We start from the raw sequence: 20,990 nt of genomic DNA, 5'->3' as shown, positions 1-20,990 counted from the left end.
AACTCCAAGCTTTCAAGCGAGATTTCCGTATAGGATGATGACCTAAGATCATCAACCCAGCCCTTCCCCGATGCGGCAACGACTTCCCAGCCTGTCCAGCCTGCGCGCCTTCGAGGCCGCCGCGCTGCACCTGAACCTGCGCCGCGCGGCGGCGGACCTGTTTATCACCGAGAGCGCGGTGTCGCGCCAGATTGCGTCGCTGGAAGCGCTGCTGGGCGTGCAGCTGTTCCACCGCGCCAACCAGCGCATCACGCTGACGGCGGCCGGCACGCTCTACAGCGGACAGGTGCGGGAGTTGCTGCGCAAGCTGCAGCGCGACACGCTCGACCTGATGGCGCACGAGGGCGCGGGCGGCACCGTCGAGCTGGCCTGCGTGCCCACGCTGGCGGTCGAGTGGCTGATTCCGCGGCTGCCGGCCTTCTATGCGCGGCATCCGGGGATCGTGGTCAATATCAGCGCGCAGTCAGACATCTTCCTGTTCGACGGCACCCCCTACGACGCGGCGATTCACTTTGGCGAGGCGGTCTATCCCGGCGCGCGTGCCGACCGGATGTTCGATGAAGAATCGGTGGCGGTCTGCCATCCGGACTTCTTCGGCGGCAGAAAGCGGATCAGCCCACATGACATCGCCCGGTCGCCGCTGCTGCACCTCGCCACACGCATTCTCGGCTGGAAGCAATGGATGGAAGCGGCCGGCATCGACGACGTCAACGCCATGCGCGGCGCACGCTTCGACCACCATTCCATGGTCATCGCCGCCGCACGCGCCAGGCTGGGCGTTGGCCTGGTGCCGCGCTTCCTCGTGGGGGAATACCTGGCAAACCGCCAGCTGGTCATGCCCGTCGCCCATTCGCAGCGCTCCACGAGCGCGTATCACCTGGTCTCGCCGGATACCCGGCCGATGAGCGAGGCGATGCAGCGGCTGCGCGAGTGGCTGCTGGAAGCCGCGGGCGAGTTTGCGACAAGGCAGTCCGCGACTGCGGACGATGCGGGCAAGTAGCCAGCCGACTCACGCCGCAACTCACACCACCATTTCCAGCCCCGGCGTCGGCCGGCGTTCCAGCAATGCGGCCAGCCTGCGCAGCGCGGCCGATAGTTGCGCGCGGTCCTCCACGCCACCGAGCGAGATGCGGATGGCAGTCGGCGCGTTGGGCCCCTCCCAGAACGCGTCGGACGGCGTCACGCGCAGGTCCTCCGCCAGCGCGGCCCGGGTGAGCTGCTGCGCCGACCAGTGCTCCGGCAAGCGGTGCCATGCGTGGATGGCGCTGGGCGGGAGCTGGCCGATCCCGCTCAGCCACCGGCTTGCCAGCGCGCATCTGGCCAACGCTTCGGTCCTGATGCCGTCGAGCAGATGCATGGCCGAGCCATCGTGGATCCATTGGGTCGCCAGGGCGGCGGTCATCGGTGCCGCCATCAGCGCGAAGGCCCGCAGCGATGCCAGCAGATCGTCGCCGCGCCTGCCCTCCGGCAGCATGACATACGCGGTCCGCAGCCCCGGACTGAGGGTCTTGGACAGGGTCGAGACATAGTACGTGCGCTCGGGAGCGAAGCTGGACAGCGGCGGCGGCGCTGACGGCGTCAGCAGCCAGTAGGGATCATCCTCCAGCAAAGTGACATCACAGTGCGCCGCGGCCCTGGCGATAGCCTCCCGGCGTGAAGCCGGCATGGTGTGCGTAGTTGGATTCTGGGCGGTCGGATTGAGGTAGGCCAGCGTGGCACCGTCGGCACGGGCCGCCTCGAGGGCGTCGGGGAGCATCCCGTCGGCGTCGACCGGCGCGATGATCACGCGCCGCCCGAGCTGTGCCGCGGCCGCGCGAATGCCTGGGTAGGCCAGCGGCTCACTCACGATCGCATCGCCAGGCCGGGTCCGGGCCAGGATCACGGCGGCCAGCGCAGCCTGGGCGCCCGGGCACACCACGAGCCGCGCAGTAGCGACCTGCCCGAATATCTGCGCGAGCCAGAGGGTGCCGGCTGACCGGTCGGCAGCACTGCCGCCGCCGAGCTGGTAGGTCATCAGCAGGTGCGGGTCGCTGTGCAGCAGCACCTGCGACAGGCCGCGCCGCAACAGGTCCTGGAAATCCAGCCCCGCCGGTGGCGGCGGCACGTTCATGCTCATGTCGATCACCCGCGCCAGCTCCGCCCGCGGCGCGGCAATGAAAGTGCCGAGGGCCCCGCGGGCATCGATCAGATGCCGCCGCTTGGCCTCGTTGTAGGCACGCGTCACGGTGGTCAGGTCCACGCGGAGGGACTTGGCCAGGCTGCGCTGCGGCGGCACGCGGTCGCCGGCTACCAGGCGGCCTTCGCCGATCGCCCGCTCGATGAAATCCACGATCTGCAAGTAGCGCGCGCCGCCATCTGTTGTGATCTCAAGATCCCATTTGGCACTGGCTTCGGCGCGGATATCGGTTCCTTGCATGGATTTCGCCCGGTAGATTTCTTCGATGTATGGGTTTTGTCTTGCATTAGCATGCCAGACATCACCGAAGGAATCCATACAAACCACGCCCGCGCGGGGCTGAGCCAGCACTTGAATCGGAGCGCGTGGCCGGGAGCCTTCGGTGATCCGTAACCAAGGTGTCCGAAATGCTCAAACCTATTGCCGGGCCGGCAGACAAGAATCGACAAGGCCCGCTCCCCCGCCCGTCCCCCGGCCCGCAGCGCCGTCTTCCCACACTGTTGCTGAGCGCCTGCCTGAGCGCGCTGCTGAGCGGCTGCAACCTGGAACTGCTCAACCCCAAGGGCAGCATCGGGGAACAGGAGAAGTCACTGATCCTGATCTCCCTGTTCGTCATGCTGATGGTCGTCATCCCCGTGATCGTCCTGACGCTGTGGTTCGCGTGGCGCTACCGCGAAACCAATACGAGCGCCACCTATGCCCCCAAATGGGCGCACTCCACCAGGATCGAGGTCGTGGTCTGGGGCATTCCCTGCGTCATCGTGGCCTGCCTGGCCGTGCTGATCTGGGATTCGACGCACAAGCTCGATCCCTATCGGCCGCTGGAATCGCAGGTCAAGCCGGTCCAGGTCGATGTGATCGCGCTGAACTGGAAATGGCTGTTCATTTATCCGGAATACGGCGTCGCGTCGCTGAACCAGCTTGCGATCCCGGTCGGCACGCCGGTCAATTTCCGGCTGACCGCGGAATCGATGATGAACTCGTTCTTCATCCCGCAGCTCGGCAGCATGGTCTACACCATGGCGGGGATGCAGACGCGCCTGCACCTGATCGCCGACACGCCGGGCGTCTATCTCGGCCAGTCCGCTGCCTACAGCGGCCCTGGCTTCTCGGACATGCACTTCAAGACCCTGGCCACCTCGCGCGAGGAGTTCGATGCCTGGATCCAGGCTGCCCGCGCTTCGTCCCAGGCGCTCGACCTGAAGACCTACCGCACGCTTGAACTGCCCAGCAGCAAGGATCCCGTGACGCTTTACGCCGCCGTCGCGCCGAAGCTGTTCGACCAGGTCGTCGACAAATACATGCTGGAAAACGGCCAGATCTGCCGCGCGGACACCCCGGAATCTCTGCAGGCCTTCCAGCGCGTCCCGACGGCGCCCGCTGGCCGCATGGAGCAATAAGAATGCTTGGAAAACTCAACCTGGACGCCATCCCTCTCCATGAGCCGATCATCATGGGGACGCTGGCCGTCGTGATCGTGCTGGGCATCGCGCTGATGGGCGCCATTACGTACTACGGCAAATGGAAATACCTGTGGAACGAATGGATCTGCTCGGTCGACCACAAGAAGGTCGGCGTGATGTACATCATCCTGGCGCTGGTGATGCTGCTGCGCGGCTTTGCCGACGCCATCATGATGCGCGCCCAGCAGGCGATCGCCTATGGCGATGCCGCGGGCTACCTGCCGCCGCACCACTACGACCAGATCTTCACGGCGCACGGCGTGATCATGATCTTCTTTGTCGCGACGCCGCTGGTGCTCGGGCTGATGAACGTGATCGTGCCGCTGCAGATCGGCGCGCGCGACGTCGCCTTCCCGTTCGTCAATTCGCTGAGCTTCTGGATGTCGGCAATGGGCGCGGTGCTGGTGATGATGTCGATGTTCGTCGGCGACTTCGCGGCCACCGGCTGGGTCGCCTACCCGCCGCTGTCCGAGCTCGGCTACAGCCCCACGCCAGGGGTTGACTACTACATCTGGTCACTGCAGATATCCGGGCTTGGCACCACCCTGACGGGCATCAACTTCATCGTCACGATCCTGCGCATGCGCGCGCCGGGCCTGAACCTGATGAAGATGCCGGTCTTCACCTGGACCGCGCTGATCACCAACATCCTGATCGTGGCGATCTTCCCGGTCCTGACCGCCACGCTGGCCCTGCTCACCGCCGACCGCTACCTCGGCATGCACTTCTTCACCAACGAGCTCGGCGGCAACGCCATGATGTACGTGAACCTGATCTGGATCTGGGGCCACCCGGAGGTCTACGTGCTGATCCTGCCGGCGTTCGGCGCCTTCTCCGAGATCATCGCCACGTTCTCGCGCAAGCCCCTGTTCGGCTACAAGTCGATGGTGTACGCCACCTCCTCGATCGGCGTGCTGTCGTTCTTCGTCTGGCTGCACCACTTCTTCACCATGGGCTCCGGCGCGAACGTCAATGCCTTCTTCGGCATCATGACCTCGATCATCTCGATCCCGACCGGCGTGAAGCTGTTCAACTGGCTGTTCACCATGTACCGGGGCCGGATCCGCTTCCATACCTCGACCATGTGGACCATCGGCTTTATGGTGACGTTCGCGGTCGGCGGCATGACCGGCGTGCTGCTCGCCATTCCCGGGGCCGACTTTGTCCTGCACAACAGCCTGTTCCTGGTTGCGCATTTCCATAACGTCATCATCGGCGGCGTGCTCTTCGGCTGCCTGGCCGCAATCACTTTCTGGTTCCCGAAGGTGTTCGGCTTCACGCTCAATGAGTTCTGGGGCAAGGTGTCGTTCTGGTGCTGGCTGGCGGGCTTCTTCCTGGCCTTCATGCCGCTCTACGTACTGGGCTTCAAGGGCATGACCCGCCGGATGAACCACTATGCCAACGTCGACTGGCATCCCTACCTGGTGGTGGCGCTGGTCGGTGCCTTCGTCATCGGCGCCGGCATCCTGGCGATGTTGGTGCAGTTCGCGGTCAGTATCCGCGACCGCAAGCAGAACCGCGACCTGACTGGCGATCCGTGGGATGGCCGCAGCCTGGAGTGGTCGACGGCCTCGCCCGCGCCGTTCTACAACTTCGCCCACGTGCCGCATATCACCTCGCTGGAACAGCACTGGGACGACAAGGAAGCCGGGCGCGCGTGGCGCCAGCCTGCGCGCTACGAGGACATCCATATGCCCCGCAACACCTCGGCAGGCTTCATCGTGTCGGCGTTCGGTCTGCTGTGCTGCTTCGCGTTGGTCTGGCACATGTGGCTGGTCGCCGCCGTCGGCCTGGTCGGCGCCATCGCGACCTTCATCGTGCGCAGCTATGACCGCGACGTCGACTATTACGTGCCGGCGGCCGAAGTCGAGCGGATCGAGCGTGCGCGCTTTGCACAACTGCAGGAAGCTGCCTGACCATGACTCCGACTCTCTCCCCTACCCTGCACCAGCCCGGGCACGAGGCGGCCCACGACGCGGCGCACCACCATCACGAAGCCGGCGCGCACACGCCGCTGGGGTTCTGGCTTTACCTGATGAGCGACTGCCTGATCTTCGCGGTGCTGTTCGCCACCTTCGGCGTGCTGTCCGGCAACACTGCCGGCGGCCCCGGCGGGCGGCAACTGTTCGAGCTGCCGTTCGTGTTCGCCGAGACCATGGTGCTGCTGCTGAGCAGCTATACCTTCGGCCTGGCCATGCTCAGGCAGGGCACTGACGACGCGCCGCGGATGATCCGCTGGCTGGCGGTGACCTTCGCGCTCGGCGCACTGTTCATCGCCATGGAGGTCTACGAGTTCGCGCACCTGCTGCACCAGGGCGCGGGCCCCGGCGTCAGCGCCTACCTGTCGGCCTTCTTCACGCTGGTCGGCACGCACGGACTCCATGTCACGTCGGGCCTGCTGTGGCTGGCGGTGATGATCCACCAGATCCGGCATTTCGGGCTGGACGACATCGTGCGCCGCCGCCTGGCCTGCCTGAGCCTGTTCTGGCACTTCCTGGACCTGGTCTGGATCTGTGTCTTCACCTTTGTCTACCTGCGGGAGTTCGCTTGATGAAGCCGTCCCATCTACATTCCGTGCACGCGGACCAGCCGGCCGCGCACGGCAGCGTGCGCAGCTACACCATCGGACTGCTGCTGTCGGTCGCGCTGACGATGGCGTCGTTTGCGGCAGTGATGACCGGATCCCTGTCAACGCAGGCAGCGATCGCGCTGGTTGTCGGCCTTTGTGTCGCGCAACTGCTGGTGCAGCTGGTGTACTTCCTGCACCTGGGCACCGGTCCCGGCCAGCGCGGCAACACCGCCATCTTTGCCTGTACCGGCTTCCTGATCGTCATCGTCGTGGCCGGCTCGCTGTGGGTGATGCACAACGCCGATATCAACATGATGCCGACCGACATGTCCATCGAACGGGCCCGGGCCAAAGACTAGCGCGCTCGCGCGCAAGGAGGTTTCCACCATGTATGTCTATGACGCCATTGACCAGCAGCTGGTCGACGAACGGGTCGTACAGTTCGCTGACCAGACACGCCGCTTCCTGGGCGGCGAACTGACCGAGGATGAGTTCCGCGTGCTGCGGCTGCAGAACGGCCTCTATATCCAGCGCCATGCGCCGATGCTGCGCGTGGCGATTCCGTACGGCATGCTGGCGTCCCGGCAATTGCGCAAGCTCGCGGAGATCGCGCGCCGCTGGGATCGCGGCTACGGGCATTTCAGCACGCGCCAGAACCTGCAGTTCAACTGGCCGCGGCTCGAGGATGCCCCTGCCATTCTCGCCGAGCTGGCCACGGTGCAGATGCACGCGATCCAGACCAGCGGCAACTGCATCCGCAATACCACCACCGACCACTTTGCCGGCATTGCTCCCGACGAACTGGTGAACCCCCTGGTGTGGTGCGAGATCGTCAGGCAATGGTCGATGCTGCATCCCGAGTTCGCCTTCCTGCCGCGCAAGTTCAAGATTGCCATCAGTGGCGCGCAGACGGACCGGGCCGCGGTCGGCGTCCATGACATCGGGCTCCAGGCGGTTGAACAGGACGGCCAGGCCGGCTTCAAGGTCTGGGTCGGTGGCGGCATGGGCCGCACGCCGATGGTGGGCAAGCTGATCAACCCCTTCGTCCCCTGGCAGGACCTGCTGACCTACCTGCAGGCCACACTGCGCGTCTACAACCTGCACGGCCGCCGCGACAACAAGTACAAGGCGCGCATCAAGATCCTGGTAAAGGACCTGACCCCGGAGGTGTTCCGGGCGCAGGTGGACGAGCAGTGGCAACGCATCCGCGGGGGCCCGGACACCGTGTCCGAGGGCTTTGTCGCGTCCATCGCCGAGCGCTTCACGATCCCGCCGTATGAAGCCGCGGCCGCCGACGAGCCGGACCAGTCAGCCGACCTGGCCAAGACCGACCGCGCCTTCCGCCTCTGGCTGAAAAGCAATGTGCACCGGCACCGGGTGCCTGGCTACGCCGCCGTCACGGCATCGCTGAAAGCCGCGGGCCAGGCGCCCGGCGACATCACTGCCGAGCAGATGGAAATCATGGCCGACCTGGCCGAGCGCCACGGCTTCGGCGAGCTGCGCGTGTCGCATGAGCAGAACCTGATCCTCGCCGATGTCCGCCGCAGCGGGCTGCACGCCTTGTGGCAGGCGCTGGACGCCGCCGGGCTGGCCACGCCAAACGTCGGCCTGATCACCAACATCATCGCCTGCCCCGGGGGCGACTTCTGCTCGCTGGCCAATGCGGTCTCGATCCCGCTTGCGCAGGCCATCCAGGAGCGCTTCGACGACCTCGACCATGTGCACGACATCGGCGAACTGGACCTGAACATCTCCGGCTGCATCAACTCCTGCGGCCACCACCATATCGGCCACATCGGCATCCTCGGCGTCGACAAGGCCGGCGAGGCCTGGTACCAGATCACCATCGGCGGCCGGCAGAACGGCGCCGACGGCCTGGGCCGCCCGGATGGCGTGGCGGCCGGCGGCGCGGCCATCGGCCGCATCATCGGGCCGTCCTTTGCACAGGAGCAGGTTCCGGATGTGGTGGAGCGGCTGATCGAGACCTATTTGCTGCATCGGGACAGCGAAGCCGAACGCTTTGTCGACGTGGTTGGCCGAATCGGCATAGAACCCTTCCAGCGCGCCGTGTACCCGGACTCTGACAGCGGCGCGCGGCGAGCTCGCCAGGAGGCGGCGAATGCCTGACCATGACCATTTAGCCGGGCAGGACCGGCGCAACGTCATCCGTGACGGACAACTGGTCGCGGATAGCTGGCTCGCTCACATCGGGGATGCGCAAGACGCCGACAACACCTGCCCCCCCGACGAGCCCGGCTACCTGGTGACACTGGAGAACTGGACCACCCACCGCCAGCGGTATCGGCTTCGACAGTATCCGCTCGCGGTCTACCTGTCGCCGGATGCGGAGCCCCAGACCCTGCTGGAACCCGGTGCCACGGCCGTCGATCCGACAGGCATCGCGATGATTGCCATCGATTTCCCGGTCTACACGGATGGTCGTGGCTATTCGATCGCACAGCTGCTCCGGCACCAGCTAGGCTGGACCGGAGAGCTGCGCGCCGTGGGTGACGTGATGATCGACACCGTGCACTACCTGGCACGTTGCGGCTTCAACAGCTTTGCGCTCAAGCCCGGGCACGACCCGGCAGCGGCATTGCGCGCGCTGGCCACGTTCTCGTCGTCGTACCAGCGCAGCTATGGACCCGCAAGCCGATAGCAAGCGCCGCCGGGCGCCGATACGAAACATACCCGTCCAGCCCTGCGCAAGGCCTGATAGCTTGTGGTCCGCTGTCGCCGAACTCTCGGGCAAGCAGCTGCATACGATTATCGATATCGCACAGCGCTCACCAAAGGCGACGACGGATATGGCTTCGTTCAGGGCGCGCATTCTCGGTGTTTTCGGAAACGTCGCCGGTTTTGACATCACACCGCCTTCGGAGTCCATGCTGCAAGAGCTCTGGGAAAGGTATCGCTCGACACTCTCCTCGTTCTAGCAGCGCGGATCACTCGAAAGATCGGCCCGGCCCGGAGCGATGCCGCACGTTCAAAAATTGGCTTCGATGGCCTTCCTGGCGCCCTCTGGCACCTCGTTCGGTATGACGCGGTGCGCAAGTATGGCGTAGCTCCGGGCAGCCGCCACTGCAGTGGGATCCACAAGCCGCTTCGGGCCGCCCAGCCACGCAAAATGATCTTTTCCATCGTCACTACTGAACCACGCGAAGTCGCCGATGGCGTCCAGGCCGCGCTTCACCAGCTTCAGCAGCGCCAGGGCTTCCTCTGAAACACCCAGGTGCCGCCCTGTGTCATGAATGACCGTGGCCAGGTTGCGGAGCTTGTTGGTCGGGGTGGCCTCGTCGTTTGCCTCGTCAGGTAACAGCTCGACGACCAGAATCCCCCTGTGCGCGGTGATGCGTGCGTGCTGCATGGTTCCTCCCAACTGATGGCTGCCGGCTTGCGACCTTACGCATTGACCTAGCAAGTTCTTGGCCAGGTCATGCCAAAAGTGCAGCTTACAGGCCGCTTATGACACTGCGCCCTCATTTGGCCGCGGGAGCGGCAGTGGGCGCCGGTGCGCCGCCAAATGGTCTAGTGTTGGTACCGCCCCGCCACTTCCCGTGGACTGTTGGACCGCAGGCGACTCGCGAGCCCAATCGCACCTGCACAATCCGCCACTCCCATGGCAAGACGCTGCCCTATCCTTGCTATGGGAGGCTCAGCGCGGCAGTCCAGCCGTCGAGCACAGGAATAGGCTGTTGGTCAATCCAGGCGGGAGGGCGGCATGCGCGCGTTGGTCTTCTGCTCTGTGCAGTTCCTGTTGGCGGTGACATGGACCCTCTATGTGGCCTTCCTGCCCCAGCTGGCCGCGCAGGCCGGCATCGCGCGCGCGCACGTCGCCTTGATCCTGCTGATGGACCAGTTGATCTTTGTCGCCATGGATTTCACGGTGGGCGTCGCGGCCGACCGTGTCGCCAACGCGATGCGCAGGCTGGGAGGCTGGATGCTGGGGCTGTCGGTCATCTCCGCACTGGCTTTCGTGCTGCTGCCCCGGGCAACTTCACCAGCGCTGCTGCTGGGCCTGACCGCGCTCTGGGCAGCCACCTCTTCGGCGTTGCGGGCGCCGCCCATGGTAATCATTGCCCGGCGGCTGCCGGCGACCGCGTCGTCGTTCCTGGTGGGATGCTCGCTGCTCGGCGTCGGCCTTGCCGGAGCCGTGGCGCCGCTGCTGACGGCCCGGCTGCGCGATGCGTCGCCCATGCTGCCGTTCCTGGCCGCAAGCGTGGGGCTGGTGGTGGCCGTGGCCGCGCTGCGATGGATCGAATCCGGCCCGGCGCGCCACGATGCCGACGCCGCGCCGGCAGCCGGCGTTGCGCTCAAGCGCGTCTGGCTGCTGTTTGCCGCGGTCTGGGTGCTTGCGCTCGGCTTCCAGATCCACACCACCGTCAACTCCGCGCCGGCGTACCTGCGCTTTGTCACGGCTGCCGAGCTGGAGCGCGTGACGCCGGTGTTCTGGATTAGCTTCGCGCTGGGCACGCTGCTGCCCGCGACGTCGTTGCTGCGGCGCTATCCGCCCTATACGCTGCTGTTGACCGCCGCGGCCCTTGGCGCCCTGTCGTTGTTCGGCTTCACAGTTGCGGGCTCGCTCGGGGCCATCCTCGCCGTGCAGTGTCTTGCCGGCGGCCTGTGGGGAATCATGTTCGCCGCGACGGCCAGTGCGGCGCTCGACGCCGGTCACGTCGGCCGCGAAGGGATGTACACCGGGCTGGTATTTGCCGCTTTGGCGGTTGCCGCGTTCATGCGCATTGCCCTGGTGTCGTCGGGCGCCAGCAAGACCCCCGTGCTGGCAAACCTGCTGCCATGGCTTCCGGCCGTGGCCTGGAGTGCCGGTGCCTTGCTGCTGGCGGCTTTCCTGTCGGGGAACCTGAGCTGCCTGATGACGCGCAGACAGGTGCTGCACCCGCATCCGTGAACTGATCCCTTGAGCTATATCCGACCTACTCGGAAATTGGAGACTACTGTCCTGCTTAAGGCTGACTGAAATCAATCGGCCTTCGAACAAGCCCTGTGCTTGCCCGTTCCCAAGGAGCGCGCCATGTCCACCCAACTTGCCGTATGGCATGCCGAGCACCTCAATTTCTCTCGTCTGCTCGACCTACTGGAAGAGCAGGTATGCGTATTCCACCAGGGAGGGAGACGCTATAAGTTCGCGAGCGGCGCTGGAGGCAGCCGCAGTCATGTACCTTGTGTACTACCGTAACCATCTCTACCGAGGAGAGACAGGCAATGCCGCGCGCTGCCCAGTTGCTGACACAAGAGGACTGGGCAGCTATTGCCGACGCGGCTCCCGAAAGCTCTGATCCTGTGTTCGGGGAAGAAGTGCAAGCGCGCTTCGCGACACTACGCAAGCAGATCGCGGCTGAGGCGAGCTTATCCACGCAGCAGCAGTGCTGCGCCTAATCCGAAAACAAGCCGACGAACTGGTCGCGCAGCCACTGATTCGCCGGATCGCGATGATACCGGGCATGCCAGAACAGGTTGATCTGGATTTCCGGCAACGCGAACGGATGCTTGACGTACCTGAGCCCGAAGTACCTGGCGCATCGCTCCGCAAACGTCAAGGTCACCGTGGCGACCAGGTCGGTGGTGGCGATGATGTCCGCCAGTGCGACGAAATGGGGGACACGCAGCCGGATCTTGCGCTGTACGCCGTGCTGGGCGAGGATCTCGTCGACCCGGGCATGCCCCGTCCCCGCCGCCGTGACCACGATGTGCTCCGCCGCCTCGAAGGCGCGCATGCTGACCGTCTTCTTGTCCATGGCATGACCGGGCCGGAACAGGCAAACGTATCGCTGGCGAAATAGCCGCCGTTGAAAGAACGTCGTGCCGAGTTCAGGAAGATGGCCAACCGCCAGGTCGATCTTTCCCTGGCTCATCTCCGCCGCCAGGTCCACTGCCGTATTACGCACTGTCGTTACCGTGACACCCGGGGCGCGGTCGCCAAGCGCGCCCATTAGCGGCGGGATGAAGTGCACCTCGCCGATATCCGTCATGGCGATCCGGAATGCGCGCACGCTGCGCAGCGGATCGAACGACACCTTGTGGCTGAGCGCCGCCTGCAGCGACTCCAGCGCATAGGCAACCGGTTCCGCCAGTTCCTCGGCAAGGGGTGTCGGCAGCATGCCCTTGCTGCTTCGTACAAACAGCGGGTCGCCGAACAAGGTGCGCAAGCGGGCCAGCGCATTGCTGACCGCGGGCTGGCTCAGATTCAGGGTCTTCGCGGCACCGGAAACGGTGCCCTGCCGCAGCAGGTTATCGAACACGACCAGCAGGTTCAGATCGACGTCCTTGAGCTCCATGGTGCCGTCTCTTATTGATTTTATGAATATTCATTATAGCCAGAATTCTATTGGTTAATTTTCCTCCGTGCACCATGATCCTTCCCATACGAAGAGACATAGCCGGAGACAAGCATGGCAATCTCCCCGCAAGCCGGCCCGGTGTGGGCCGACGACAGCATCAGCCGCATCCCGTTCCGCGTGTATACGGATGCACAGCTATACCAGCGTGAACTCGAACGCTGCTTCTACCGCGGTCATTGGAACTACGTCGGGCTCGAGGCGGAGATCCCGAATCCCGGTGACTTCAAGCGCACCACGCTTGGCGAGCGTTCCGTGATCCTGGTGCGCGACCAGGACGGCGAGATCAACGTCGTCGAAAACGTGTGCGCCCATCGCGGCATGAAGTTCTGCCGGGAACGCAGCGGCAACCGGAAGGACTTCCACTGCCCCTACCACCAGTGGAACTATGACCTGAAGGGCAACCTGCAAGGCGTGCCGCTGCGTCGCGGGGTCAAGCAGGACGGCAAGGTCAATGGCGGCATGCCCGCCGACTTCAGGCCGCAGGAGCACGGGCTCACGCAACTGAAGGTCGCGACACGCGGTGGTGTCGTGTTTGCCTCGTTCGACCATGAGGTTCCATCACTCGAGGAATACCTCGGGCCGGATATCCTCGGCTACTTCGACCGGCTCTTCAACGGCCGCAAGCTGAAGGTCCTCGGCTACAACAAGCAGCGCATTCCGGGCAACTGGAAGCTCATGCAGGAGAACATCAAGGACCCCTACCACCCCGGCCTGCTGCATACCTGGTTTGTCACCTTCGGCCTCTGGCGCGCCGACAACAAGGCACGCCTGGTGATGGACCCGCACTTCCGGCATGCCGCCATGGTGTCGACCCGCGGCCAGGGCGGCAAGAGCGACGTGACCTCCGGTGTATCCAGCTTCAAGGACCAGATGGCGCTGCACGACGACCGCGTCCTCGACATCGTCCACGAGCCGTGGTGGGGGGAGCCTACCGCCGTGATGATGACGGTGTTCCCGAGCGTGATCTTCCAGCAGCAGGTCAACTCGGTCTCCACGCGCCATATCCAGCCCCATGGCCCGGATTCCTTCGATTTCGTCTGGACGCACTTCGGCTTCGAGGACGACACCGAGGAGATGACGCGGCGCCGCCTGCGCCAGGCCAATCTCTTCGGCCCCGCCGGCTTCGTGTCGGCCGACGATGGCGAAGCCATCGAATGCTCGCAGGAAGGCTTCTCCCAGAAACCCTGGCATCGCGTGCTCGCCGAACTGGGCGGCAAGACCGCGGAGAACACGGACCACATGGTGACCGAAACCCTGATCCGCGGCATGTACGCCTATTGGCGCAAGATGATGGAGGTCTGACGCCATGGACTTCACTGACTACTACGCCCTGCTCTCCCTGTTCGCCGACTACACCCGCGCCGTGGACAACGGCGACTGGGACCGCTGGCCGGAATTCTTCACCGAAGACTGCCTCTACCGGGTCCAGCCCCGCGAGAACCACGAGCGTGGCCTGCCGCTGGCAACGCTCTCGCTCGAAAGCAAGGGCATGCTCAAGGACCGCATCTACGGCATTCGCGAGACCCTGTTCCACGATCCCTACTACCAGCGCCACATTGTCGGCGCGCCGCTGATCAGGGAGGCCGACGGCGACAGGATCGTGGCCGAGACCAACTACGCGGTGCTGCGCACCAAGCCGGACCAGATGACCGATGTCTACAACGTTGGCCGCTACCTCGACACCGTCGTCCGGACGCCGGCGGGCTTGCGCTTCGCCTCGCGCATCTGCGTATTCGATAGCGAGATGATCCCCAACTCGCTGATCTACCCCATCTAGCAGGAGTGATTCATGACCGAAACCTGGATCGAGGCAGCGCTGCTGTCCGACGTCCCGCAGGACGATGTCATCGCCGTGGCCGTGCAAGGCCAGGAGATCGCCTTGTACGGCGTGGACGGCGACGTCTACGCGACCGACAACATCTGCACCCATGGTCATGCGCGCCTGTGCGAAGGCTTCCTGGAGGGACATGAGATCGAGTGCCCGCTTCACCAGGGCAGGTTCGATATCCGCGACGGCGCTGCGAAGTGCGCCCCGCTGACCGAGAACATTCGCACCTACCCGGTCCGGATCGACGGCGACAAGGTGTACCTCGATCTCGGCTGAGAGGTCGCGTCACCAACCAGAGGAGACAGCCATGGATTCCGAGCGCTCAGACACCGCGACTCCCATTTCGCCAACCGCCACCATCGTCATCGTCGGTGCCGGCCAGGCTGGCGGCTGGGCCGCCCAGACGCTGCGCAACGAGGGCTTCACCGGTCGGCTCGTGCTGATCGGGGACGAGGCCCATCCACCGCATGAGCGGCCGCCGTTATCCAAGGCCGTGCTGGCCGGCGAGGCCGCACCCGCCAGCACGTGGCTGCTCAAGCCTGAAGCGTTCGCTGCGCTCGGGCTGGAGTGGTGGCTGGACACGCGCGTCACCCGCATAGACCGGGCCGCGAAGCGCCTGGAGATAGCCAACGGAGAGATGCTGCCTTACGACAAGCTGATCCTGTGCACCGGCGGCAGGGCCCGCGCGCTCACCGTTCCGGGCGTCGACACGGCTGCCGTGCATACATTGCGCACGATTGGCGATGCCCTGGCGCTGGCGCCGGCGTTGCGGCCCGGGCGCAGCATCGTGGTGATCGGCGGCGGCTGGATCGGCCTCGAAGTCGCCGCCACGGCACGCCGCAAAGGTGCCGAGGTCACCGTGCTCGAAGCCCAGAGCCGGCTGTGCGAGCGCACCGTGCCGCCGGAAGTCTCGGAGCACCTGCTCGGGCTGCATGCCTCGCATGGCACCCGTGTCATGCTCGGCGCCAATATCGCCGGCATCGCCCCCGGTACCGGCGGCCGGTCCGTCGTGAAGCTGGCCGATGGCAGCACGCTGGCTTGCCACGCCATCGTTGCGGGTGTCGGTCTCGTGCCGAACGACGAGCTTGCCTGGGAAGCCGGATTGGAGTGCGACGGCGGCGTGGTCGTCGACGCGGGTTGCCGCACGTCCGACCCCGACATCTTCGCCGCGGGCGACGTCGCGGTCACGCCCAACCCGTGGGCCGGCCGGCGCCTGCGGCTGGAATCCTGGCAGAACGCCCAGGAACAGGGCATTGCCGCCGCGCGCGCGGCGCTCGGTCTCGCGGTCGACTATCAGCCGCTGCCTTGGTTCTGGTCAGACCAGTACGGCATGAACCTGCAGATCCATGGCATCCCCCTTCCCTCGCACCGCGTGGTGGCGCGCGGCACGCCCGGCGCGGACAGCTTCGTGCTGTTCTACCTCGACGGCGACGTGGTCAAGGCCGCGCTAGGGTCCAACGCCGCGCGCGACCTGCGCTTCGCGCGCCGCCACATCGAGCAGTGCAAGCCGGTCAATGCCAGCCGCCTGGCCGACCCGAACGTGCCGATGTCCAGGCAGTAAGCCCAGCCATAAGAACAGACTGACCGGAGACAAGCCCCCATGCAGCAAATCGACATCCACAAGCTGGCCGACACGGCCCGCTTCAACCGCTTCCATGCGCTCGTGCTGTTCTGGTGCGCACTCATCATCATCTTCGACGGCTATGACCTCGCGGTCGTGGGCATCGCGCTGCCTTCGATCATGAAGGACCTCGGCGTCGCCCCGACCCAGGCGGGGCTCATGGTCAGCTCCGCGCTGTTCGGCATGGTGTTCGGCGCGATCTTCCTCGGCACCATGGCCGACAGGATCGGCCGCCGCTGGACGATCGCGATCTGCGTCGCCCTGTTCAGCGTCTTCACCGCTGCGGCCGGGCTGGTCAAGGACCCGCTGCTGTTCAGCATGGCCCGCTTCCTGGCCGGGCTCGGCATCGGCGGCGTGATGCCGAATGTGGTCGCGCAAATGACCGAGTACGCGCCGAAGAAAATCCGGGCGACCCTGGTCACCGTGATGTTCAGCGGCTATGCCGTGGGCGGGGTCCTGGCGGCGCTGCTCGGCAAGAGCCTGATCGAGGCCTACGGCTGGCAGTCGGTCTTCCTGGCGGCCGGCCTGCCCGTGCTCCTCATTCCTGTCATTCTCGGGTCGCTGCCCGAATCGATGCCGTTCCTGCTGGCCAGGGGCGACCACGAAGCGTTGCGGCGCATCGTCTCCAGGCTTGCGCCGGAGCAACGGTGGTCGGCCACCGACCGCTTCGCCGTGCCGGCGCAGGACAAGGCCGCCAGCGCGCCAATCCGGCACCTGTTCCACGAGGGCCGTGGCTTCAGCACCATCATGTTCTGGATCGCGTTCTTCATGTGCCTGTTCATGGTGTACGCGCTCAGTTCATGGCTGACCAGGCTGATGGCGGGCGCCGGCTACAGCCTGGGTTCCGCGCTGACCTTCGTGCTGGTCCTCAACCTCGGGGCGATGATCGGCGCCGTGGGCGGCGGCTGGCTCGCCGACCGCTACCACATCAAGTACGTGCTCGCCGCCATGTACGCGCTGGCCGCGGTCTCGATCACGCTGCTCGGATTCAGGATGCCGACTGAACTGCTGTTCGTGGTGGTGGGCCTGGCCGGTGCGTCGACGATCGGCACGCAGATCGTCGCCAATGCCTACACCGGGCAGTTCTACCCGACCGCCATCCGTTCCACCGGTCTTGGCTGGGCCCTGGGCATCGGCCGCAGCGGGGCCATCCTCGCCCCAATCGTCATCGGGGTACTCGTCGCCATGGAACTCCCGCTGCAGCAGAACTTCATCGCGATCGCAATTCCGGCGGTGATTGGCATGGGCGCGGTCCTGCTGATCGATCACAGGCGCTCGGCATCGGCCCGCTACGACGAAATGAGCGCCGGGCTGCCTGCGTCGCCGGTCGGGCTGTCCATCGCGGACCGGAACTGATTCCCCAGGCCGGCGCGGCCCGGCGGGCAGCGCTCCGGGGACAGGCGCGGGCACGGCTAGAATGTATTCATGGGAACCACGTCGGGATCACTTCCAGGCCCCGACCCCGGTTCAGTCAGAATCGAAGAGGTTGTCGCGATGAAGGCAAGAGCCTCGATCATTGCATTCGTATTGGTGACCCTGGCCACCCCGATGGCGCACGCGGGGGTGGCCGAGGACGCGCGCGGATTCAAGAACGGCGTCAAATCGGCTGGCAAGCAGGCCGGGCATGCGGTGCGCGACGGCGCGCATGCCATTGGCCGCGGCGCGAAGGCGGCCGGCCATGCGATTGCCGATACCACTAAACAGGGCTATCGCGCGACCAAGAGGGCCGTGAAGGGTCACGAGTAAGGACTTGTCCTGCGGAGCCGGATCCTGCCGCGCTCCCTTGCTCCTTTACGCCCTCAGGCCGACTGGGAAGGCATCCGCGGCACGAAGCGGCGGCGCTCGATCTCGCCACCCCGGGCCACCAGGGTGGTCGCCTCGGGAATTTCCTCCCATACCCCCTGCACCTCGATCAGCGGCTCGGACAGCACCAGGAAGGCGTTGTCGCCGGCGGCGATGATGCGCGGATCGTCCGGGTAAAGCGCGCGCAATTGCCGGAACGAGGTGCTGTGGAACAGCGAGCGCGAGTCCGTCTCGCTCGAATAGCGCACCGCCACGATCTGCTGGCCGTCGGTCACGCAGACGGTCATGTTGAGCGGAAACTGCACATCGTAACGGTGGCCAACGTCCTCGATCAGCCCGGCCATCTGTTCCAGCGCGCCGCCCGGATCGCGCTCCAGGCCGAAACTCAGGGCCAGGAAGAACATCACCTCGGAGTCGGTCGACCCCTCGATCCAGCGGAACAGGTGCGGCGCCACGGCCAACATCAGGTCACGCCGCAACAGCGGGTATTCGCGGATCAGGCCGTTGTGGACGAACAGCCAGCGGCCGAAGCGGAACGGATGGCAGTTGGTCTCCTGCGTCGGGGTGCCGGTGGCTGCGCGCACGTGGGCAACGAAAAGTGGCGCTCTCACCGCCCGCGCGGTCTCGCGCAGGTTGGTGTCGCTCCAGGCCGGGTGCAGGCAGCGGTAGCGGAACGGCACCTCCGAGTGACGTCCATACCACCCGACGCCGAACCCGTCGCCATTGGTCGTGGTATGACCCAGCCGCGAATTCAGGCTCTGGTCGATCAGCGAGTGTTCCGGCTGGAACAGCACCGTTTCCAGCGGAACGGATTTGCCCGAGTAAGCCAGCCAGCGGCACATGATGCTCCTCCTTGACCGGTGCGGCCCGGTGGCTTCCGGCCCACACTTCCAGTTGTAGGACGACAACGCGCGAACGCAAAGCACGCGCAGCTGTGGCGCACCGGCTACCCTCAACTGTGCGCCGGCTCCACCGGGATACGGCGAGTTGACGCTGCGAAGCAGCAATGGCTGTAGAATACGCGTCCTCCCCGATTCCAATGGTCACGGCGTCCGATATCGGCCCGCGCCGCACCGGTACCTCACGAGCCTTGACAGCAGGCCCGATAGCGCACGCACAGCGTGCGCGCTGCTGTCGAAACGCGATTCACGAAGGAAACAGTAGTAAATGACAAGCGGCGTACAACGAACGGCAGCTAAAACACGAGAAATAGGCGCAATCAAGGACCCTGGCCAGACCAGCGCAGGGTCGACGGCGCAGCCTGATCCATCGACGGAAGCCGCCGCGCGTAGCCAGCAATTGCGTGCGCTGATCCAGCTGGGCAGGCAGCGCGGCTACCTGACCCACGCGGATATCAGCGACCACCTGCCGGAGAACTTCACTGACACGGCGGCGATGGAAAGCATCGTCAGCACGTTCGCCGAGATGGGCGTGAAGATCTATGAGCAGACGCCGGATGCCGAGACGCTGCTCCTGAGCGATGGCCCGGTGGTGGCCTCGGACGACCAGGCCGATGAAGAGGCCGAGGTAGCGCTTGCGACTGTGGACTCCGAGTTCGGCCGGACCACCGACCCGGTGCGCATGTACATGCGCGAAATGAGCTCGGCAACGCTGCTCACGCGCAAGCAGGAAGTCGAGATCGCCAAGCGCATCGAGGAAGGCCTGAACAATATGGTGCATGCCATCTCGGCCTGCCCGTTCACCATCGCCGCGATTCTCGAGCTGTCGGGCAAGGTCGCCAGCAATGAAATCAGCATCGACGACCTGGTCGATGGCCTGAGCGACGAGAGTATTGCCGAAGCAGCCGTGGCGGCGGCAGCTGACGAGACCGACGACAGCGTCGATAGTGCCGACGAGGCCGATGACGATTCCGAAGACTCCGACGACGAAGGCTCGACCCAGCAAAGCAACGAAAAAGCCCTGGCCCAACTGCGTGAGGAATGCCTGAAGCGGTTCGCGCGTGTCACCGCGCAATTCGAGCTGATGTGCCAGGAAAGCGCCGCAAATGGCGCGGGCTCGGCAGCCTTCCTGGCCGCAAGGGATGCGGTGCGCGAAGAACTGCGCACGATCCGCTTTACCGCGAAGACCATCGAGCGCCTGTGCGCCAACGTCCAGGCCATGGTCGACGAGGTGCGCACGGTCGAGCGCCAGGTGGTCCAGCTGCTGGTCGAGCGCTGCGGGATGGAGCGCGAGGAGGTCATCGCCCGCTTCCCCGGCAATGAAACCAACCTGGCCTGGGGGCAGGAGCTGGTCGCCCAGTCCCGTCCGTACAGCGCGGCGGTCGCGCGGGCCCTGCCGGACCTCGAGGCGCACCAGCAAAAGCTGATCGACATCCAGGCCCGGGCGGCGCTGTCGCTGCCCGACCTGAAGGGCGTCAACCGCAAGATGCTGGCTGCCGAGCGGCAGATGCGCCAGGCCAAGCACGAGATGACGCAGGCCAACCTGCGGCTGGTGATCTCGATTGCCAAGAAGTACACCAACCGCGGGATGCTGTTCCTGGATCTGATCCAGGAAGGCAACATCGGCCTGATGAAGGCGGTCGACAAGTTCGAATATCGCCGCGGCTGGAAATTCTCCACCTACGCGACGTGGTGGGTGCGCCAGGCCGTGACGCGGGCGATTGCCGACCAGGCCCGCACCATCCGCGTCCCGGTGCACATGATCGAGCAGATCAACAAGCTCAATCGCCTGTCGCGCGAGATCATGCAGCAGACCGGCAAGGAACCCGATCCGGCGGTGCTGGCCGAGCGCCTGGACATGACCGAAGACAAGGTTCGCTCGATCATGAAGATCGCGAAAGAGCCGGTCTCGATGGAAACCCCGGTCGGCGAGGATGGCGATACCAGCCTGGGCGACATGATTGCCGACTCGGACACGGCCACGCCCGCCGACGCCGCATTGCAGGCGGGCCTGCGCGCCGTCGTGCGCGAAATGCTCGACGAGCTCACGCCGCGTGAAGCCAAGGTGCTGCGGATGCGCTTTGGCATCGATATGTCCACCGACTACACGCTGGAAGAAGTCGGCAAGCAGTTCGATGTCACGCGCGAGCGGATCCGCCAGATTGAAAGCAAGGCAATGAAGAAGCTGAGGCATCCCAGCCGGGCAGACCAGCTGATCACCTATCTGCGCGACGCCTGATACTTGCCGGCAACAGCCGCTTGGCCGACTGAC

20 protein-coding genes are annotated in these 20,990 nt (G+C 65.3%); 16 read left to right on the top strand and 4 right to left on the bottom strand.

Features of this window, described 5'->3' with window-relative positions; all coding sequences use genetic code 11:
* Nucleotides 1-70: 70 nt before the first annotated feature.
* Nucleotides 71-1,000 (top strand): LysR substrate-binding domain-containing protein, encoded by a 930-nt coding sequence (locus tag C265_RS07080; RefSeq protein ID WP_010811608.1) that lies wholly within the window; start codon nt 71-73, stop codon nt 998-1,000.
* A 21-nt stretch (nt 1,001-1,021) separates the two neighbouring features.
* Here C265_RS07080 and C265_RS07075 read toward each other — a convergent pair whose 3' ends face one another.
* Nucleotides 1,022-2,416 carry a PLP-dependent aminotransferase family protein gene (locus C265_RS07075; protein WP_010811607.1) on the bottom strand — a complete coding sequence of 465 codons (1,395 nt, stop codon included), beginning with the start codon at nt 2,414-2,416 and terminating at the stop codon, nt 1,022-1,024.
* Between the two features lie 167 nt (nt 2,417-2,583).
* Here C265_RS07075 and cyoA point away from each other — a divergent pair, with 167 nt between their 5' ends.
* The 6 genes from cyoA to C265_RS07045 are packed head-to-tail and all read left to right on the top strand — an operon-like array spanning nt 2,584 to nt 8,867.
* Nucleotides 2,584-3,576, top strand: a complete 993-nt coding sequence (gene cyoA / locus C265_RS07070) for a ubiquinol oxidase subunit II (RefSeq protein ID WP_037023807.1) — start codon at nt 2,584-2,586, stop codon at nt 3,574-3,576.
* 2 nt (nt 3,577-3,578) lie between these two features.
* Complete coding sequence (gene cyoB, locus C265_RS07065; RefSeq protein ID WP_010811605.1) at nt 3,579-5,555, top strand: cytochrome o ubiquinol oxidase subunit I; 1,977 nt, start codon at nt 3,579-3,581, stop codon at nt 5,553-5,555.
* A gap of 2 nt (nt 5,556-5,557) precedes the next feature.
* Nucleotides 5,558-6,190, top strand: coding sequence for a cytochrome o ubiquinol oxidase subunit III (gene cyoC, locus C265_RS07060; RefSeq protein ID WP_010811604.1), 633 nt, complete (start codon nt 5,558-5,560; stop codon nt 6,188-6,190).
* Nucleotides 6,190-6,567, top strand: a complete 378-nt coding sequence (gene cyoD, locus C265_RS07055) for a cytochrome o ubiquinol oxidase subunit IV (protein WP_010811603.1) — start codon at nt 6,190-6,192, stop codon at nt 6,565-6,567. The genes cyoC and cyoD overlap by 1 nt, the downstream gene beginning before the upstream one ends.
* A gap of 28 nt (nt 6,568-6,595) precedes the next feature.
* Nucleotides 6,596-8,335: a nitrite/sulfite reductase gene (locus C265_RS07050; protein ID WP_010811602.1), complete on the top strand. Its 1,740-nt coding sequence runs from the start codon at nt 6,596-6,598 to the stop codon at nt 8,333-8,335.
* A complete protein-coding gene (locus tag C265_RS07045) occupies nt 8,328-8,867 on the top strand; it encodes a DUF934 domain-containing protein (protein ID WP_010811601.1) in 540 nt (179 codons plus the stop codon). The genes C265_RS07050 and C265_RS07045 overlap by 8 nt, the downstream gene beginning before the upstream one ends.
* A 327-nt stretch (nt 8,868-9,194) precedes the next feature.
* On the opposite strand, the gene C265_RS07040 is transcribed toward C265_RS07045, so the two are convergent.
* A complete protein-coding gene (locus C265_RS07040; RefSeq protein ID WP_010811599.1) occupies nt 9,195-9,575 on the bottom strand; it encodes a hypothetical protein in 381 nt (126 codons plus the stop codon).
* Nucleotides 9,576-9,929: 354 nt separating this feature from the next.
* Here C265_RS07040 and C265_RS07035 point away from each other — a divergent pair, with 354 nt between their 5' ends.
* Complete coding sequence (locus C265_RS07035; protein WP_010811598.1) at nt 9,930-11,117, top strand: MFS transporter; 1,188 nt, start codon at nt 9,930-9,932, stop codon at nt 11,115-11,117.
* A gap of 314 nt (nt 11,118-11,431) precedes the next feature.
* Complete coding sequence (locus C265_RS32780) at nt 11,432-11,605, top strand: hypothetical protein (RefSeq protein ID WP_010811597.1); 174 nt, start codon at nt 11,432-11,434, stop codon at nt 11,603-11,605.
* On the opposite strand, the gene C265_RS07025 is transcribed toward C265_RS32780, so the two are convergent.
* The gene (locus tag C265_RS07025; protein WP_010811596.1) at nt 11,602-12,504 is read right to left on the bottom strand and encodes a LysR family transcriptional regulator; all 903 of its coding nucleotides are present in this window, start codon (nt 12,502-12,504) and stop codon (nt 11,602-11,604) included. The two genes, C265_RS32780 and C265_RS07025, sit on opposite strands and share 4 nt — an antisense overlap.
* Nucleotides 12,505-12,618: 114 nt before the next feature.
* Between C265_RS07025 and C265_RS07020 the strand changes: the two genes are divergently transcribed.
* The 6 genes from C265_RS07020 to C265_RS06995 all read left to right on the top strand — a co-directional run bounded on the left by C265_RS07020 (nt 12,619) and on the right by C265_RS06995 (nt 17,762).
* The gene (locus C265_RS07020) at nt 12,619-13,869 is read left to right on the top strand and encodes an aromatic ring-hydroxylating dioxygenase subunit alpha (RefSeq protein WP_010811595.1); all 1,251 of its coding nucleotides are present in this window, start codon (nt 12,619-12,621) and stop codon (nt 13,867-13,869) included.
* A gap of 4 nt (nt 13,870-13,873) precedes the next feature.
* Nucleotides 13,874-14,344 (top strand): aromatic-ring-hydroxylating dioxygenase subunit beta, encoded by a 471-nt coding sequence (locus tag C265_RS07015; RefSeq protein WP_010811594.1) that lies wholly within the window; start codon nt 13,874-13,876, stop codon nt 14,342-14,344.
* A gap of 12 nt (nt 14,345-14,356) precedes the next feature.
* Nucleotides 14,357-14,671 (top strand): non-heme iron oxygenase ferredoxin subunit, encoded by a 315-nt coding sequence (locus C265_RS07010; protein WP_010811593.1) that lies wholly within the window; start codon nt 14,357-14,359, stop codon nt 14,669-14,671.
* Between the two features lie 31 nt (nt 14,672-14,702).
* Nucleotides 14,703-15,956 (top strand): NAD(P)/FAD-dependent oxidoreductase, encoded by a 1,254-nt coding sequence (locus tag C265_RS07005; protein WP_010811592.1) that lies wholly within the window; start codon nt 14,703-14,705, stop codon nt 15,954-15,956.
* A gap of 39 nt (nt 15,957-15,995) precedes the next feature.
* A complete protein-coding gene (locus C265_RS07000) occupies nt 15,996-17,372 on the top strand; it encodes an aromatic acid/H+ symport family MFS transporter (RefSeq protein ID WP_010811591.1) in 1,377 nt (458 codons plus the stop codon).
* A 138-nt stretch (nt 17,373-17,510) separates the two neighbouring features.
* Nucleotides 17,511-17,762, top strand: coding sequence for a hypothetical protein (locus C265_RS06995; RefSeq protein WP_010811590.1), 252 nt, complete (start codon nt 17,511-17,513; stop codon nt 17,760-17,762).
* Between the two features lie 53 nt (nt 17,763-17,815).
* Here the strand turns inward: C265_RS06995 and C265_RS06990 are convergent, their stop codons facing one another.
* The gene (locus C265_RS06990) at nt 17,816-18,661 is read right to left on the bottom strand and encodes a class II glutamine amidotransferase (RefSeq protein WP_010811589.1); all 846 of its coding nucleotides are present in this window, start codon (nt 18,659-18,661) and stop codon (nt 17,816-17,818) included.
* 325 nt (nt 18,662-18,986) lie between these two features.
* Here C265_RS06990 and rpoD point away from each other — a divergent pair, with 325 nt between their 5' ends.
* Nucleotides 18,987-20,957, top strand: a complete 1,971-nt coding sequence (gene rpoD / locus C265_RS06985; RefSeq protein ID WP_037023804.1) for an RNA polymerase sigma factor RpoD — start codon at nt 18,987-18,989, stop codon at nt 20,955-20,957.
* Nucleotides 20,958-20,990: the final 33 nt, after the last annotated feature.

It is taken from the genome of Cupriavidus sp. GA3-3 (genome assembly GCF_000389805.1).
Classification (GTDB): domain Bacteria; phylum Pseudomonadota; class Gammaproteobacteria; order Burkholderiales; family Burkholderiaceae; genus Cupriavidus; species Cupriavidus necator_D.
Note: the sequence above shows the minus strand (reverse complement) of the source record. Positions and strands in the feature narration are given on the sequence as shown.